Raw genomic sequence first — 14,829 nt, forward strand, 5'->3', positions numbered from 1 at the left:
AGGTCACTATTCCCTAAACATTTGCCTGTTTATTTGATAGTTTAATTGTAAGACAAATAAATTAATGAGTCAATACTAAATTTTTAGAATATTGAATGCGCCGAAAAAACACCCCCAGTAAGCTCTATTTTCGGCTCTCACTTATTTATTTCTAATCTTTTTAACGCCTTTTTTCTAACGAAGTCAAGATGACGATACATCGCGATATAAGCTTCTACTGGATCACGTTTTTCAAGAGCCTTGAAAATGTCAACATGATAGCTCAAGGTATCTTCTAGATTTCGATTTTCCAATGGGATTTGCTCTAATATATTCTGATGAAATTTTTGTAAGGCATCAATGATTCCTTCAAATAGCGGATTTCTGGCACTGTGAGCAATGATTTTGTGAAAGCGCATATCGACATCAGATGAATCATTCGTTGGGAGGTTTCTCATCTCTTCAATGTTTTCTCTAATTAATTCCAACTCTTCGTCAGTAATTTTTTCAGCTGCTAGTGTTACTAACCCTAATTCTAATGCAACTCTTGTCTCAATTATTGAAATAACGTCTCCTGCGGATAGAGCTAACATCATTGAAAAAGGCTTACTCCCTATCTTCTCTGAGAAGAACGTACCGTGACGAGTCTTGCGATTGACTATCCCCATTACTTCTAAAGAAGTTAAAGCCTCTCGTATCACTGGCCTACTCACATCACAGATTTCCATTAGTTCGTGCTCTGATGGAATTCTGTCACCTGGCTTCAGTTGGCCTGTCATTAATAAATTTATAATCTCATCAATAACTTGTTTTGAAAGAGATTTTCGACTAAGTGATTTAATTTCTACTTCTTTATTGTCTGTCATGTTCTTTCCCCCTATATTTATGTCTATATTTTCAATTGTAAGACAAAATGATAAAAAAATAAACTATTCTTTTGGGAATTGAAAAGGTGGTTTGGACTGTCTCTTTAATGAAACCTAATTGATTTTTTCATCAAAAAAGTGAACCCCCTAATGGGATTCACTTCGATTTTTTATAAAGATTAACCAATAGACCCTTCCATCTCAAACTTGATCAGACGGTTCATCTCAACAGCGTACTCCATCGGAAGTTCTTTTGTGAACGGTTCGATGAAGCCCATTACGATCATTTCTGTTGCTTCTTGCTCAGAAATACCACGGCTCATTAGGTAGAAGAGTTGATCTTCAGATACTTTTGAAACCGTTGCTTCGTGCTCAAGCGTAATGTTGTTGTTTAAGATTTCGTTATAAGGAATGGTATCAGACGTTGATTCGTTATCCATGATGAGTGTATCACACTCGATCTTCGACTTAGATCCGGCAGACTTACGGCCAAAGTGACAAATACCACGGTATGTTACTTTACCACCATGTTTAGAGATCGACTTCGATACAATCGTAGACGAACAGTTTGGTGCAAGATGGTGAACTTTCGCTCCGGCATCTTGGTGCTGCCCTTTACCAGCAATAGCGATAGAAAGGATCGTACCTTTCGCACCTTCACCGCGCATGACAACAGCAGGGTATTTCATCGTTAATTTCGAACCGATGTTACCATCCACCCATTCCATTGTTGCACCAGCATCAGCAACTGCACGCTTTGTCACAAGGTTGAAGATGTTTGGAGCCCAGTTTTGGATCGTTGTGTAACGGCAGTATGCGTCTTTTTTAACGATGATCTCAACAACGGCACTATGAAGTGAGTTCGTTGAGTATACAGGCGCTGTACAACCTTCTACGTAGTGTACAGAGCTGTCTTCGTCAGCAATGATCAACGTACGTTCGAATTGACCCATGTTTTCTGAATTAATACGGAAATACGCTTGTAATGGCGTTTCAGTCTTAATGCCTTTTGGTACGTAGATGAAAGATCCTCCAGACCAAACAGCTGAGTTTAAGGCAGCAAACTTGTTGTCTGATGGTGGAATGATCGTACCAAAGTGCTCTTTGAAAATGTCTTCGTGCTCTCTTAACGCTGTATCGGTATCAGTGAAAAGAATGCCTAGGTCTGTTAGTTCTTGCTTCATGTTGTGGTATACAACCTCAGATTCATACTGAGCTGAAACCCCTGCAAGATACTTTTGCTCTGCCTCAGGGATACCTAGTTTATCAAATGTATTTTTGATTTCCTCTGGTACTTCATCCCATGATTTCTCTGACTTCTCTGATGGCTTAACGTAGTACGTGATATCATCAAAGTGAAGTTCAGATAGATCTCCACCCCATTGTGGCATAGGCATTTTGTAGAACATTTCTAATGATTTTAAACGGAAGTCTAACATCCATTGTGGTTCTTTTTTCATGTTTGAGATTTCTTCAACAATTTCTTTCGTTAATCCACGCTTCGAGCGGAAAATCGAAACATCTTTGTCTGAGAAACCGTATTGATATTCTCCGATTTCAGGCATTTTTTTAGCCATTTGAAACCCTCCTCATATAGTCTAACTGCAATAAGCTTTACGCTTTGCTCATTGCTCCTTTTGGTCGTTGATTCCTTTTTCCATCGCTTTCCAAGCTAAGGTTGCACACTTAATCCGTGCTGGAAACTTCGCCACACCTTGTAATGCTTCTATATCACCTAAATCAAAACGCTCATCATCGTAATCTTTTCCGAGCATCATATCTGAAAAAATGTGCGACATCTCAACTGCTTCTTCTAGCTTCAAGCCTTTGATCGCTTGAGTCATCATGGAAGCAGAAGCTAAGCTGATCGAACATCCTTCCCCAACAAATTTAGCTTCTGACACCTTATCATCTTCTACTTTCATTTGAATCTGAATGCGGTCGCCACATGTTGGGTTGTTCATATTAACGGTTACCGTCTCACCTTCAAACTCCCCGCGATTACGAGGGTTTTTATAGTGATCCATAATGACCTGTCTGTAAAGGGTATCAAGTTTAGAAGACATCTCCGAAGTACTCCTTTGTTTTTACTAGTCCTGTGTAAAGAGCATCGACGTCTTCTTTTGTATTATACAAATAGAAGCTTGCACGAGCCGTTGCTGTGACTTGAAGCCATTTCATTAATGGCTGTGCACAGTGATGACCAGCGCGGACAGCAATACCTTCTGCATCTAAAACCGTTGCCACATCATGTGGATGGACATCATCCAGGTTAAATGTCACAACACCCGCGCGATGCTTCGGACCAAAAATCGTCATTCCATCAATGTCAGACAAACGTTCGATTGCATACGTTGCTAGTTCATGCTCATGTTTGGCAATCTCATCTAAACCAACCTCTTCTAAGAAGTCTATGGCTGCTCCTAGTCCAATAGCACCTGCAATAATCGGAGTACCGCCTTCAAATTTCCAAGGCAGCTCTTTCCAAGTTGAATCTTGTAAACCGACAAAATCGATCATTTCGCCGCCAAATTCAATTGGCTCCATTTTTTCAAGCAAGGCTTTCTTTCCGTATAAAGCACCAATTCCAGTTGGCCCCACCATTTTGTGAGCCGAAAAAGCAAAGAAATCACAATCAAGGTCTTTTACATCTATTTTCATATGAGGTGTACTTTGTGCACCATCGACGACCATGATCGCACCATTCCGGTGAGCAATTTCTGCGATTTCTTTCACAGGGTTAATCGTTCCGAGTACGTTTGATACGTGCATAACGGAAACGATTTTCGTTTTATTTGTAATGGTTTTTTCCGCATCAGCTAGATCAATCGTTCCATCTGGTTGAAGCGGGAAATATTTTAATGTTGCTCCAGTTTGTTTGGCTACTTGCTGCCAAGGGATGATGTTGCTATGATGCTCCATCATGGAGATCACGATCTCGTCCCCAGCAGTCAAATTGTCTCTTCCGTAACTCGCAGCAACTAAATTAAGAGCTGTCGTTGTTCCACGTGTGAACACAATTTCTTCCATCGAACTTGCATTGATAAAACGGCGAACCTTTTCACGTGCCCCTTCATATCCATCAGTTGCAAGCGTACCAAGGGTGTGAACTCCACGGTGAACATTCGAATTGTAGCGGCGGTAATAATCATCGATCGCTTCAATGACTTTAAGTGGCTTTTGAGAAGTAGCTGCGCTGTCTAAGTAGACGAGCGGATTTCCGTTCACTTCTTGGTTAAGAATCGGAAATAATTGCTTAATCTCTTTCGCATTCATTAGCGCACTTTCCTTTCAATGGCCTCACGCATACGCTCCTTAACAGATTCAATCGGAAGCTGTTCAACAACAGGCGCTAAGAAACCATGAATCACTAGGCGCTCTGCTTCTGTGCGTGAAATCCCGCGGCTCATTAAGTAGAACATTTGCAACGGATCCACTTGTCCAACAGAAGCTGCGTGACCTGCTGTTACATCATCCTCATCAATGAGAAGAATTGGATTTGCATCCCCACGCGCTTTTTCACTAAGCATTAGCACACGCTCTGTTTGAACGCCATTAGACTTCGTCGCACCGTGCTCAATTTTCGTAATCCCGTTAAAGATCGCAGTAGCCGCTTCACGCATAACACCATGCTTCAGGATATGACCTTCTGAATGCTTTCCATGATGGAAAATTTGTGTCGTAAAGTTTTGCTTTTGTTCGCCACGGCCGATGGTTACCGTTTTTGTATCAGCCCAAGAACCGTCCCCAACAAGATGAGTTGTGTTTTCAGAAACTGTATTTCCGTCGTTCATTTGTCCAAGAGCCCAATCAATACGAGCGTCTTTATCAACATGTCCACGACGTACTACATAGGTTGTCACATTACTACCAAGGTTATCTACGGCACCAAATGCTACTTTTGCACCTGCCTTAGCATATACTTCAGCAATGATGTTTGCGACAGCCGAACCTTCATTTGAAGATGTATAGTTCTCTACATAAGTAACAGAACTATTTTCTTCCGCTACAACAATCACATGGTTGCTAAGAACGGCTTCAGGCGTTTCAAGTGAGAATACCGTTTGTAAAGGTACCTCAACATGCACATTTTTAGGAACATAGATAAACGCTCCACCATTTAAAAGAGCTGCATGTAGAGCAACAAGACGATTTTCTTCAGGCTTTACGGCTTCGCCGAAGAAATATGGCTTTACTAGATCTGCGTGCTTATGAAGAGCTGTTTGAATATCTGTGAAAATAACGCCTTTTTCCGTAAGCTCTGCGTTGGTTTTCGTGAAAACCGCTGTTGTATCTTGTTGAACAAGTAAATTTTGTTCAGCTGTTTCCTCACCGATCAACGCTTGAATCGCTTCTGGTAAAGCTTTCACTGAAGTCGCTTTTGGCTTTTGATTCATGTCAAAACGACGCTCTACAAAATTCCACTTTGTAATTTTTGTTTTATCTGGCTTTGGAAGCTCCGCTGTTTCAGATACCTCTAAGCCTTTTAGACGAATGTCGCGCACCCATTCAGGTTCATGACGACCATTCGAGAATGATTCAACTTGTTCTTTTTCGAACAATCCTTTTGTCTCGACTGACATACTTATCCACCCTTTACTATTGTACTGCTCGCTTCATACGAGTCGATTGCTATCTATTTTCCGGTTTTCTTACGCTTCTAGGTTTGCGCCTACACGCTCGTCTTCAATACCAAGCTCTGTCTTAATCCAGTCATAACCTTCTGCCTCAAGACGAGCTGCTAGTTCAGCGCCACCAGATTTAACAATACGACCTTGCATCATTACGTGTACTTTATCAGGAGTGATGTAGTCAAGTAGACGTTGGTAGTGAGTGATGATTAAGCAACCAAAGTTTTCGCTACGCATTTCGTTAACACCTTTAGAAACAACTTTAAGAGCATCGATATCTAACCCTGAGTCAATTTCATCAAGAATCGCGATTTTCGGCTCAAGCATTAATAGTTGAAGAATTTCGTTACGCTTCTTTTCTCCACCTGAGAAGCCTTCATTTAAGTAACGGTGTGAAAACGAATCATCCATATCAAGAAGTTCCATTTTCTTATCTAGTTGACGGATGAATTTCATAAGTGAAATTTCGTCTCCTTCTTCACGCTTCGCATTGATTGCTGAACGTAAGAAGTCTGCGTTTGTAATTCCACTAATTTCACTTGGGTATTGCATCGCTAAGAAAAGACCAGCTTGTGCACGCTCGTCTACTTCCATTTCAAGCAGATCTTCTCCATCTATTGTTACTGAACCACTTGTGATTTCATATTTAGGGTGACCCATAATCGCTGAAGCTAAAGTGGATTTACCCGTTCCGTTCGGTCCCATGATCGCATGGAATTCTCCACCTTTGATTTCTAGGTTGAAATCTTTTAAGATTTCTTTTCCTTCTACTGATACGTATAGGTTTTCAATTTTTAGATATGGTACTGACATTACGATGACCTCCAATGTATTATGCTTTATCCAGGACAAAGCGGTTTTTAATTTTAATTTATTTTATTCTCAATCTATTCTCATTACAATCTTATAACAAATCTATTATAAGTTCAAGGAAGAGTCACTATGTTTAAAACTATTATTCCTATGTTTATAGTATAAACGTTTCGTCTCATCCGTACACGCTACGCTCACACGTTAGTTTGAGCCATTTACGCTTCCTTCATTATAATTAATTATTTTTTTCAAGGCCCCTTGTCTTAAGATGACTTAGTAGACTCTACTTTTTCTTTTTTAAAGGCTGTTTTCGCATACTTTCTTGTTTTTATCGGTTAGGAGGAAGTGACGTGTTCGTTCCATTGCGCTCCAGCCACTCGCTTTCCGCGGGGAGGTGCCGAGCCTCCTCGGCTACGCCTGTGGGGTCTCGCCCTTTCCTCTATATCCCGCAGGAGTCGAGTGACTTCCGCTCCATTTCACTAAGTGGAAATAACCCTATTCCAAAGCAACAATCTTTACGAAAAAAGCCTTTTTAAAAGAAAAAGAGTAGCACCTCAGGAGGCACTACTCTGCTCGATTCTAAAAAATGATACGACCTAGCTAAATTGAGCTGCAATTTTTTTGCTAGCCTCGTAATCTTTTTCACGTTGTTTCTCAATCTTAATTCGCTTATCTAAGCTTTGATGATACTCCGAATAACTAATACCGTGTGCTTGTTGCATTCCTTTTTCCATTTCTCCAGTGACCGATGGGTGGCCCTCTGTACGACTTTCTAATGAATGAATAATGAATCAACCCTTTCTCGTTTATGTCAAAGTAATCTTACCACGGTCAGAAAATTCGACCAACTTCGAAATAACGAGATAAATGAGTATTTTGCGCCTTGAGAGGTGGTTATGTATTGTCAGAAAAAATACCAATACAAATCCTTTATCATGCTAGCTTATTGAACTTGGTTACCACTACCACCTAGTTCACTAATGCATTCTTGTACAAGCGTTACAGCTTGGCTCATTGCAGCTCCGCCACCAAATGCCGCCGTCACTCCAATGGTTTCTAGAATCTCATCTTCGGAACAGCCTTGATCCAAACAACCTTTCGCGTGGTAAATGATGCAATATTCATCTTGAGAAAACACACTAATGCCCAGGGCAATCATTTGCTTTTCTTTTTGAGAAAGCTTGCCTTCTGCAAAGCACGCTTCCGTAAAAGCATTGTATTTCTTAGCGATCTCAGGCATTTTTTGTGTGAAGTTTCCAAGCCCTTGCTTATATTCCTGTAAAGCTTGCTCAATTGGAGAGTTTTGTTGTTGGTCCATTAGATGAAGCCCCCTTTGTAAAATTGTGACAACGATAGTATTCGTAGGTCAAAGAGGGTTTATACAAAGAAAAAGAGGTAAGTTATTTCCTTATGTATGTATTTCTAAGCTGTTTTAAGAGATATTACGGGATAAGACTTTATTTCGTTAGGAGGATTTAACAACATTCATGTTACCAGAATTGACGATCCGTTTAATACTCTTTTTACCCTGGTTTACTATACTATTCATGAAAAAGGAATTCATCAAACGCTACACACCCGTTGCAACCTTTTCAGCTTTACTAGTTACCTTACATGGTGAACTTGCCTACACACAGGAATGGCTTACTCAAAACGTCAAAATAACAGACGTGTTCATAACTTTTCTCCCCTTCACATTTGGACTTTTCTTAGTCGGCACGATTTGGATTTTCGCTGTGACGTTTGGACGGTTTTGGTTGTTTTTATTTGTCAATATCGTAATTGATATTGTCTTTGCATTTGGCATACACCGCTTTATCATGGTACCTCAAGGCATAGTAGAAGAATTGAAGCACGGGAGCTTTGAAGTGTTTACCGCTTTTCTCGTGATGGCTATCATTCTTTATCTTTATCAAATGTGGGTCGAAGAAGCCTTATTTAAGACCGATCATACAAGCAAAAATAAGAGCGTGAAAGATCGGTTGAAAACGGTTCTCCGTTCAGATTTCTAGTCAAAAAGGCTGTTGAGCATCGTGCTCAACAGCCTTTTTATAACCCATGTTCTATTATTTAATTACCGGAATAACCGCTCCATTATATCTTTCATTAATAAATTGTTGAACCTCTTCTGATTGAAGAATTTCTACTAATTTTACTAATTCAGGTCGATTCTCATCTTCAGCACGAACAACGATTAAGTTTGGTTGAAGAACATCCGCACTTTCAAATTCAATACCATACTGCTCAATATCCACTCCGCCTTCTAGTGCATAGTTTGTATTAATCACAACTGCGTCCCCTTCACCAGCTTCAAAAGATGGGGCAAGCATTCTAGCTTCCACTTGTGGATTTCCAAACTGTAGGTTCTTCGGATTAGAAACGATATCATCGATGGTTGCTAAAGCACCCTCTTCAACGTCAAGTTCAATGAGACCCGCACGCTCAAAGATCGGTAAGATACGACCGTGATCACTAATTGAATCACTCATCACAATGCTAGCGCCTTCTGGAAGTTCATCTAAACTAGCATACTCTTTTGAATACACTCCAATTGGCTCAGCATGAACAGTACCAATGCTTACAAAGTCGTAATTATTTTCTTCAATTTGCATCGCTAAGTAACCAGGTGTTTGGAAGTAGTTCGCATCGATGTCGCTATCACGCAATGTTTGGTTTGGTAAAATATAATCTTGGAAGGTCACAATCTCAAGGTCAATGCCTTCTTCAGCGAGTAACGGTTGAACGAATTCAAGCACTTCTGCATGAGGTACAGCAGATGCACCTACAACGATTTGTTTTACTTCTTCTTGACCTGCTTCTTCTACAACCTCTTCTGTCGACTCTTCTTCAGCCCCGCCGCATGCCACTAATGAAAGTGACAATGCTGCTGCACCTATTACACTTAGAAATTTCTTCATTTGTAAATCCCCCTTGTTATCGTTTATCTGTTTTATTTGTAAAGTAGTCACCCATCCATTGAATCATAAAGACAACCAATAAAATGACCACTGTAGCAACTAATGTAATTTGACTGTTATTACGTTGAAATCCTTCTAAATAAGCAAAATGACCAAGTCCACCAGCACCAATGACCCCAGCCATCGCCGTGTAACTGACTAATGCAATCGCGGTCACGGTAATACCTGAAATTAACGCAGGTAGTGATTCAGGAATTAATACTTTCCGAATGATATCCCAATTGCTTGCTCCCATCGATTGAGAAGCCTCAATGACTCCTTTATCAATTTCCCTGAGGGCAATCTCCACCATCCGTGCATAAAAGGGAGCCGCTCCGATGATGAGCGCTGGTAAAGCCGCGTTCGCTCCAAGCATCGACCCAACGAGCATTCGCGTAAATGGAATTAATAGAACAATGAGAATAATAAAAGGAATCGACCGAAACACATTCACAATCAAGCTAAAAACACCATTCACGAGCTTGTTTTCCCAGAGGTTACCTTTGCTAGTTAAATAAAGGATCATCCCTAGAACAAGTCCAATGACGAAGGTCGCAGTAACTGAGATACTAGTCATATACAGTGTCTCAAGCGTCGCTTCCCATAATTTATCCCATTTCACTTTTCCAAACCATTGATCAATCATGGACGATCACCTCCACTTCTACTTCCTTATTCTGAATAAAGGTAATCGCCTTTTTAATCTCTGCTTGCTCTCCGTTTAATGCAACAAATAAAGTCCCGTAAGAGCCTTCTTGAATTTTCGTAATTTTCCCTTGCACGATATTTACTTCAACGTCAAACTGCCGGATCAGTTGAGTGATTAATGGGCGCTCAGCTTCTTCTCCAACAAAAGTTAACTGCACAATTTGACCTTCTGGATGATCGATCAGCATTTGCGTAATCGCATCGACCGTTTCTTCAGGCTCTGTAATTTGCTTAACGAACTCTTTCGTCATGTTCTCTTTTGGTTTACGGAACACTTCACGAACAGGTCCTTGCTCCACAATACGACCGGCTTCCATGACAGCTACTTGATGGCAAATTTTACGAATCACGTGCATCTCATGCGTAATCAGGATAATCGTTAAATTTAACTTCTCATTAATATCGACAAGCAAGTCTAGAATCGAATCCGTTGTTTTCGGATCCAATGCTGACGTCGCTTCGTCACATAAAAGCACTTTTGGATTATTGGCAAGCGCTCGAGCAATTCCAACTCGCTGCTTTTGCCCGCCACTTAATTGTGATGGATAGCTTTCGCCTCTTCCTTCTAAGCCAACGAGTTCAATTAACTCATTTACACGCTTATCTCGCTCTGCCTTTTTTACACCGGCAATCTCGAGTGGAAAGGCAATATTTTCTCGAACCGTACGGGACCAAAGAAGGTTAAAGTGTTGAAAGATCATGCCGATTTCTTGACGTGCTTTTCTGAGTTCTTTATGACGTAGTTTTGACAATGTACGACCTGCTACTACCACATCGCCTTCAGTTGGCCGCTCGAGCATATTAAGCATTCGAATCAGTGTACTTTTCCCGGCGCCACTGTAACCGATAATGCCGTAGATTTCCCCTTCATCAATCTTTAAATCTATTCCATCGACTGCTGTCACCGGTCCATCTTTAGTTTGAAACGTTTTACGTATGCTGCTTAACGAAATCATCGTTGTATCCCTTCTTTCCCTGAGGTGGTTTGAAGAAGTCTATTTGCCATGGTTGGCTTTTTATTCCAACTTCCCCCATAAGAAAACTTAGTTTTAAGTCCATAGTCATTTATATGGATCGCGCTTCTTTATACAAAAAAACCTCCCTGAACATGATGAACAGAAAGGTTAATAACATAGGCCTTTCTCTCATCTTTCAAAGCTATACTGCTTTGCAGGATTTAGCACCTTCTTAGATGAACGATTCATCTAACGGTTGCCGGGCATCTTCGGGCCAGTCCCTCCGCCACTCTGGATAAGAGTCGATATGATTACTTGTAAACTTTTATAACAATGAGAGAATAATAGCATGTTCGAAAAATGATTGTCAACTGATTAAATCCTATGCTTACGATAGTTTTTAAATTCAGACAGTTAGCAATAATCACATAAATCCAATTCATTTTTGTTATCGCAAAATATAATTTCTTAAGCAACTTCTCTCTCTATCCTTTTCTTTTCTAACTTACGAAACACTAACAGAAAATAACTCGATCCAACCAGATACAAAACAGCTGTTATCGTAAAGACATAAGCATAGCCGTAATAAGCACCATATACCATCACAATCGACGTCGAAACGGGACCCATTACAGCCCAACCAAGTTGAAAGACCATCTGGCCGACTGAATTCGCAAGTCCTTTCATTGAATCATCGACCGTTCTCATCATGAGCGCCATCTGAATCGGATTTCCTGCATTCATTAATGCTTGACGGAATAAGAAGCCAATCACAGCTAGCCAAAGCGTTTCCGTATACGCCGTTAATAGGAGAAAGGGCAATGACGCCAGTTGAAGCATAACCACCGCTTTAACCTCACCATATCGTTTCACGACAGATGGCCCAATCATAAAGGCAACGGCCGTCATCGCTTGCCCAAGTGAAAGAATAATGCCAACAAGAGAGTTGCTAATTTCAAACCGATCACTAAAATACAGATTTAAATAAGGAATAACAAGTCCGGAGCCAAAACCGATCAATAAATTAGCAATCGCGAAGAGCCCAATCCATTTTAAACTCGAACGGTGCGTCGTAAAGAGCTTGCCTAATGAACTCGCTCCTGTTTGTTGCTGCCGCTTCTTTAGTTCTTCTCTAATTCTCAATACAGGTAGGATCGCAACAAAAAAGAAAACCGCTGCAATGATCAACGTCACACGTACACTTTGCAACATCGACATCTGAAGAAAGACATGAAACACATCCGTTAGCGTTCCTCCAAGTGCATTCCCCATTACATTCGCAACCATAATGATCGCAAAGTTAAAGCTAAATAAATGAACCCTTTCTTTTTCTGTTGAATTCTCAGCTAAAAGAGGAATGGATGACACTTGAATGAATGCCATAAAAAGACCGGTCATAAAAGCCGTTGCAATTAGAGTCATTTCCCCTGTTAAAAGGGCTCGAAGCAACAAACTAGTAGCGCCCAAAACCGCCCCCATTAAAATCATTCGTTTTCTTCCAAATTTGTCACTCATTAACCCAGCAGGCAGTAACGCAATCGCACTGGCCATCGCTTGCATCGCGATCACGCTGCCGTTCATGTGATCGTCAAAGCCGAGCTCTCGAATGTAGTAATTATAAATGACCATGAAAATCCCCATGCCAATGTTAGAGAGCACGGACGCCAATAGAAACAGTCGAACATTTTGATTATATGTTTTTAATTGATTTAACCACTCTCCAAAAAATCTCCCCATTGAGTACACCATACCTATTTTATTTCGTATCACTAAATATAATAGTGGATATTCGTTGAAAAGGGAAGAGTTTATTGGTGTTTATTTGGTAAGTTAGTTGTGATTATCATTTTAAAGCTATGAAATCATACATTTTGGATACAATACTTTTATATCAACGAGAAAGAAGTGGACTTATGTTTAATGAACGTAAAATTATGACTTTGATTTGGATGGCTGTAGGTAGTGCTGTCTTAACATCCATTTTTAGCAGTATCTTAATCAATATGAATGTGAAAGCACTCAGAAAATTGAACAACATTCAACAATCAATAAAATCAAATTAATAAAATCAGGCTATGAGTTTTGAGCTACTCAAGCCTGCTTTTATCTGGATTCAGTGGACTTTGCTTCATCCCTTCAAACAGAACCCTTGATCCAACTTTGACAATTAATACGCCAAGAGCGGAATGAACCCACGTCCAGTTCCTTTTAAATTTTCAATAAATTGGTTTTTCTTTCCAACCATATTTCATAAATGGCTTGCGGAATGTGATACAGTATAAAATAAAAGACTAAGCTCTTTCCTTTTGGTTGATAGGGTGGACTGTGCGTACCAAATGGAAAGAAAAGGACAGACAAACAAATCATATACAAGAAATGACATTAACCTCAACTCTTAAAGAGTCAAGGTTAAATGCCCTTCGTTCTAATTAGCACCAGCCTTCATCGCAGCCTTCTACATACGATTTGACTTCATTCGGATTTTCTTGCTCGTAACGGAAAATTTTATCATTTTCAAATTCAAAGCCTTCAGCCATTTCATGCTGAAATCCCTGATTCGTTTCGATGACTTTTCCGACTTGAGCCTCACCCATATATAAATTCATATGGCCATTTTCATATTTCCCTTTTACTCTGCTTGTTACATCCACTCGTACAAGATCCACGGCATTAACCTCCTTAAACAGAAGTTACTATTATTGTGTCCACCACCCTCTTCAACAACCATGGGTAAAACATGAAAAAAAGGAAAGGCATTTGCCCTTCCCCTTCTTATAGTCTTTATTAGTCTTCGCTAATCATTTCTTGGTATTGCTCCGCAGACATAAGCTTGTCCACTTCACTTGCATCACTTGGCTCAATCACGATCATCCAAGCTTTTTCATATGGAGATTCATTAACGAATTCAGGTGAATCATCAAGATCTTCGTTCACAGCTACTACTTTTCCACTAATTGGCGCATAAAGCTCTGATACTGTTTTAACTGATTCTACGCTACCAAATGGCTCATCTGCTTCAATTTCATCTCCCACTTCTGGAAGCTCAACGAAAACGATATCTCCAAGTTCTGATTGAGCGAAGTCTGTGATTCCGATGCGAACCGTTTCGCCTTCTACTTTAACCCACTCGTGTTCTTCTGAATACTTCAATTCCTTTGGTAAATTACTCATTCTAAATCCCTCCATACTAAAATAATACAATTATTTCTACATTATACCTGTTTTACCACTGAAACAAAACTACTTGCTCCATGTTTCAACAAATTGTTCTTCTTTAAAGCCAACTGTCACTTGCTTTCCATCTGTCGTAAGGGGGCGCTTAATTAACATCCCGTCTGAAGCAAGAAGATCTAACGCCTCTTCTTCGGACATATCCTTTAATTTGTCTTTTAACCCAAGCTCGCGGTATTTCTGACCACTCGTATTGAAGAACTTTTTCAATTCTAAACCGCTATTTTGATAAATGCTGCGTAACTCATCTTTGGACGGAGGGTTTTCAACCATATGTACGTCATTGACTTCGATGTCTTTTTCAGCAAACCATTTACTCGCTTTTCTACATGTTCCACATTTCGGATATTGATAAAACACAACTGCCATTTTCATTCCTCCTCTCTTATGCTTCTTCATTCGTATTATTACTTATCTTCAGCCTGTTCACAATTTATTTGCTCATCCATTTCTGTTTCCGTTTCCCAAGTGGTTTGCAACGCATCATGGACCGAATCCTCACTCATCTTTTCGGCGAATTCTTCCACACCTGCTAAAGGCTCTGTATAGCTAATCTCTTCGTTCTTCTTCACTTATATTCCTCCCCGTCATCGATGATACTAGGTTGCGTCAGAATAGAGAAAACATACAAAGTTAGGATACTAGATGTCATTTACCCTGACATGTATGGAACATACATAGAGATGAC

The 14,829-nt window shown here is 40.1% G+C and carries 18 protein-coding genes and 1 riboswitch; of the genes, 2 read left to right on the top strand and 16 right to left on the bottom strand.

The genetic code is table 11. The features are described 5' to 3' along the window. Positions 1-137: 137 nt before the first annotated feature. The 8 genes from PQ474_RS07885 to PQ474_RS07920 form a co-directional block, all read right to left on the bottom strand. The gene (locus PQ474_RS07885; RefSeq protein WP_273841642.1) at positions 138-845 is read right to left on the bottom strand and encodes a FadR/GntR family transcriptional regulator; all 708 of its coding nucleotides are present in this window, start codon (positions 843-845) and stop codon (positions 138-140) included. Between the two features lie 179 nt (positions 846-1,024). Then, on the bottom strand, positions 1,025-2,422 hold the full coding sequence (gene sufB / locus PQ474_RS07890) for a Fe-S cluster assembly protein SufB (protein ID WP_273841645.1): 1,398 nt from the start codon (positions 2,420-2,422) through the stop codon (positions 1,025-1,027). Positions 2,423-2,470: 48 nt separating this feature from the next. Beyond that, the gene (gene sufU, locus PQ474_RS07895) at positions 2,471-2,911 is read right to left on the bottom strand and encodes a Fe-S cluster assembly sulfur transfer protein SufU (protein WP_273841648.1); all 441 of its coding nucleotides are present in this window, start codon (positions 2,909-2,911) and stop codon (positions 2,471-2,473) included. Continuing rightward, entirely contained in the window at positions 2,901-4,121 is a 1,221-nt protein-coding gene (locus PQ474_RS07900; RefSeq protein ID WP_273841650.1) for a cysteine desulfurase, read from the bottom strand. Before PQ474_RS07900 ends, sufU begins: the two co-directional genes overlap by 11 nt. Next, on the bottom strand, positions 4,121-5,428 hold the full coding sequence (sufD, locus tag PQ474_RS07905; protein ID WP_273841651.1) for a Fe-S cluster assembly protein SufD: 1,308 nt from the start codon (positions 5,426-5,428) through the stop codon (positions 4,121-4,123). The genes PQ474_RS07900 and sufD overlap by 1 nt, the downstream gene beginning before the upstream one ends. A 69-nt stretch (positions 5,429-5,497) precedes the next feature. After that, positions 5,498-6,289: a Fe-S cluster assembly ATPase SufC gene (gene sufC / locus PQ474_RS07910; RefSeq protein WP_273841654.1), complete on the bottom strand. Its 792-nt coding sequence runs from the start codon at positions 6,287-6,289 to the stop codon at positions 5,498-5,500. 596 nt (positions 6,290-6,885) lie between these two features. Further along, positions 6,886-7,011, bottom strand: coding sequence for a YuzK family famiily protein (locus PQ474_RS07915; RefSeq protein ID WP_273842157.1), 126 nt, complete (start codon positions 7,009-7,011; stop codon positions 6,886-6,888). A gap of 221 nt (positions 7,012-7,232) precedes the next feature. Beyond that, positions 7,233-7,607, bottom strand: coding sequence for a carboxymuconolactone decarboxylase family protein (locus tag PQ474_RS07920; RefSeq protein ID WP_273841656.1), 375 nt, complete (start codon positions 7,605-7,607; stop codon positions 7,233-7,235). Between the two features lie 169 nt (positions 7,608-7,776). Between PQ474_RS07920 and PQ474_RS07925 the strand changes: the two genes are divergently transcribed. After that, complete coding sequence (locus PQ474_RS07925; RefSeq protein ID WP_273841658.1) at positions 7,777-8,301, top strand: hypothetical protein; 525 nt, start codon at positions 7,777-7,779, stop codon at positions 8,299-8,301. Between the two features lie 54 nt (positions 8,302-8,355). Here the strand turns inward: PQ474_RS07925 and PQ474_RS07930 are convergent, their stop codons facing one another. From PQ474_RS07930 to PQ474_RS07945, 4 genes are all read right to left on the bottom strand, one after another. Further along, positions 8,356-9,207 (bottom strand): MetQ/NlpA family ABC transporter substrate-binding protein, encoded by an 852-nt coding sequence (locus tag PQ474_RS07930; RefSeq protein WP_273841659.1) that lies wholly within the window; start codon positions 9,205-9,207, stop codon positions 8,356-8,358. 16 nt (positions 9,208-9,223) lie between these two features. Then, positions 9,224-9,892, bottom strand: a complete 669-nt coding sequence (locus PQ474_RS07935) for a methionine ABC transporter permease (protein ID WP_273841661.1) — start codon at positions 9,890-9,892, stop codon at positions 9,224-9,226. Beyond that, positions 9,885-10,910 carry a methionine ABC transporter ATP-binding protein gene (locus tag PQ474_RS07940; protein WP_273841663.1) on the bottom strand — a complete coding sequence of 342 codons (1,026 nt, stop codon included), beginning with the start codon at positions 10,908-10,910 and terminating at the stop codon, positions 9,885-9,887. Before PQ474_RS07940 ends, PQ474_RS07935 begins: the two co-directional genes overlap by 8 nt. Positions 10,911-11,096: 186 nt before the next feature. Continuing rightward, positions 11,097-11,212: riboswitch (SAM riboswitch) on the bottom strand. A gap of 166 nt (positions 11,213-11,378) precedes the next feature. Further along, on the bottom strand, positions 11,379-12,647 hold the full coding sequence (locus PQ474_RS07945) for an MFS transporter (protein WP_273841665.1): 1,269 nt from the start codon (positions 12,645-12,647) through the stop codon (positions 11,379-11,381). A gap of 176 nt (positions 12,648-12,823) precedes the next feature. Here PQ474_RS07945 and PQ474_RS07950 point away from each other — a divergent pair, with 176 nt between their 5' ends. Beyond that, the gene (locus PQ474_RS07950; protein WP_273841667.1) at positions 12,824-12,973 is read left to right on the top strand and encodes a hypothetical protein; all 150 of its coding nucleotides are present in this window, start codon (positions 12,824-12,826) and stop codon (positions 12,971-12,973) included. 366 nt (positions 12,974-13,339) lie between these two features. Here the strand turns inward: PQ474_RS07950 and PQ474_RS07955 are convergent, their stop codons facing one another. From PQ474_RS07955 to PQ474_RS07970, 4 genes are all read right to left on the bottom strand, one after another. Further along, complete coding sequence (locus PQ474_RS07955; protein WP_273841669.1) at positions 13,340-13,576, bottom strand: YusG family protein; 237 nt, start codon at positions 13,574-13,576, stop codon at positions 13,340-13,342. A gap of 118 nt (positions 13,577-13,694) precedes the next feature. Next, on the bottom strand, positions 13,695-14,081 hold the full coding sequence (gene gcvH, locus PQ474_RS07960) for a glycine cleavage system protein GcvH (RefSeq protein ID WP_273841671.1): 387 nt from the start codon (positions 14,079-14,081) through the stop codon (positions 13,695-13,697). Between the two features lie 69 nt (positions 14,082-14,150). Continuing rightward, on the bottom strand, positions 14,151-14,510 hold the full coding sequence (locus tag PQ474_RS07965) for an arsenate reductase family protein (RefSeq protein WP_273841673.1): 360 nt from the start codon (positions 14,508-14,510) through the stop codon (positions 14,151-14,153). A 38-nt stretch (positions 14,511-14,548) separates the two neighbouring features. Then, positions 14,549-14,713: a hypothetical protein gene (locus tag PQ474_RS07970; RefSeq protein ID WP_273841675.1), complete on the bottom strand. Its 165-nt coding sequence runs from the start codon at positions 14,711-14,713 to the stop codon at positions 14,549-14,551. Positions 14,714-14,829: the final 116 nt, after the last annotated feature.

It is taken from the genome of Halalkalibacter alkalisediminis (assembly GCF_028610705.1).
Taxonomy (GTDB): Bacteria; Bacillota; Bacilli; order Bacillales; family Bacillaceae_D; genus Halalkalibacter; species Halalkalibacter alkalisediminis.

What these genes read in the sequence shown, in the direction of transcription:
- PQ474_RS07885 (WP_273841642.1), bottom strand. Translation starts at nt 845, where the DNA reads ATGACAGACAATAAAGAAGTAGAAATTAAATCACTTAGTCGAAAATCT.
- sufB (WP_273841645.1), bottom strand. Translation starts at nt 2,422, where the DNA reads ATGGCTAAAAAAATGCCTGAAATCGGAGAATATCAATACGGTTTCTCA.
- sufU (WP_273841648.1), bottom strand. Translation starts at nt 2,911, where the DNA reads ATGTCTTCTAAACTTGATACCCTTTACAGACAGGTCATTATGGATCAC.
- PQ474_RS07900 (WP_273841650.1), bottom strand. Translation starts at nt 4,121, where the DNA reads ATGAATGCGAAAGAGATTAAGCAATTATTTCCGATTCTTAACCAAGAA.
- sufD (WP_273841651.1), bottom strand. Translation starts at nt 5,428, where the DNA reads ATGTCAGTCGAGACAAAAGGATTGTTCGAAAAAGAACAAGTTGAATCA.
- sufC (WP_273841654.1), bottom strand. Translation starts at nt 6,289, where the DNA reads ATGTCAGTACCATATCTAAAAATTGAAAACCTATACGTATCAGTAGAA.
- PQ474_RS07915 (WP_273842157.1), bottom strand. Translation starts at nt 7,011, where the DNA reads ATGCAACAAGCACACGGTATTAGTTATTCGGAGTATCATCAAAGCTTA.
- PQ474_RS07920 (WP_273841656.1), bottom strand. Translation starts at nt 7,607, where the DNA reads ATGGACCAACAACAAAACTCTCCAATTGAGCAAGCTTTACAGGAATAT.
- PQ474_RS07925 (WP_273841658.1), top strand. Translation starts at nt 7,777, where the DNA reads ATGTTACCAGAATTGACGATCCGTTTAATACTCTTTTTACCCTGGTTT.
- PQ474_RS07930 (WP_273841659.1), bottom strand. Translation starts at nt 9,207, where the DNA reads ATGAAGAAATTTCTAAGTGTAATAGGTGCAGCAGCATTGTCACTTTCA.
- PQ474_RS07935 (WP_273841661.1), bottom strand. Translation starts at nt 9,892, where the DNA reads ATGATTGATCAATGGTTTGGAAAAGTGAAATGGGATAAATTATGGGAA.
- PQ474_RS07940 (WP_273841663.1), bottom strand. Translation starts at nt 10,910, where the DNA reads ATGATTTCGTTAAGCAGCATACGTAAAACGTTTCAAACTAAAGATGGA.
- PQ474_RS07945 (WP_273841665.1), bottom strand. Translation starts at nt 12,647, where the DNA reads ATGGGGAGATTTTTTGGAGAGTGGTTAAATCAATTAAAAACATATAAT.
- PQ474_RS07950 (WP_273841667.1), top strand. Translation starts at nt 12,824, where the DNA reads ATGTTTAATGAACGTAAAATTATGACTTTGATTTGGATGGCTGTAGGT.
- gcvH (WP_273841671.1), bottom strand. Translation starts at nt 14,081, where the DNA reads ATGAGTAATTTACCAAAGGAATTGAAGTATTCAGAAGAACACGAGTGG.
- PQ474_RS07965 (WP_273841673.1), bottom strand. Translation starts at nt 14,510, where the DNA reads ATGGCAGTTGTGTTTTATCAATATCCGAAATGTGGAACATGTAGAAAA.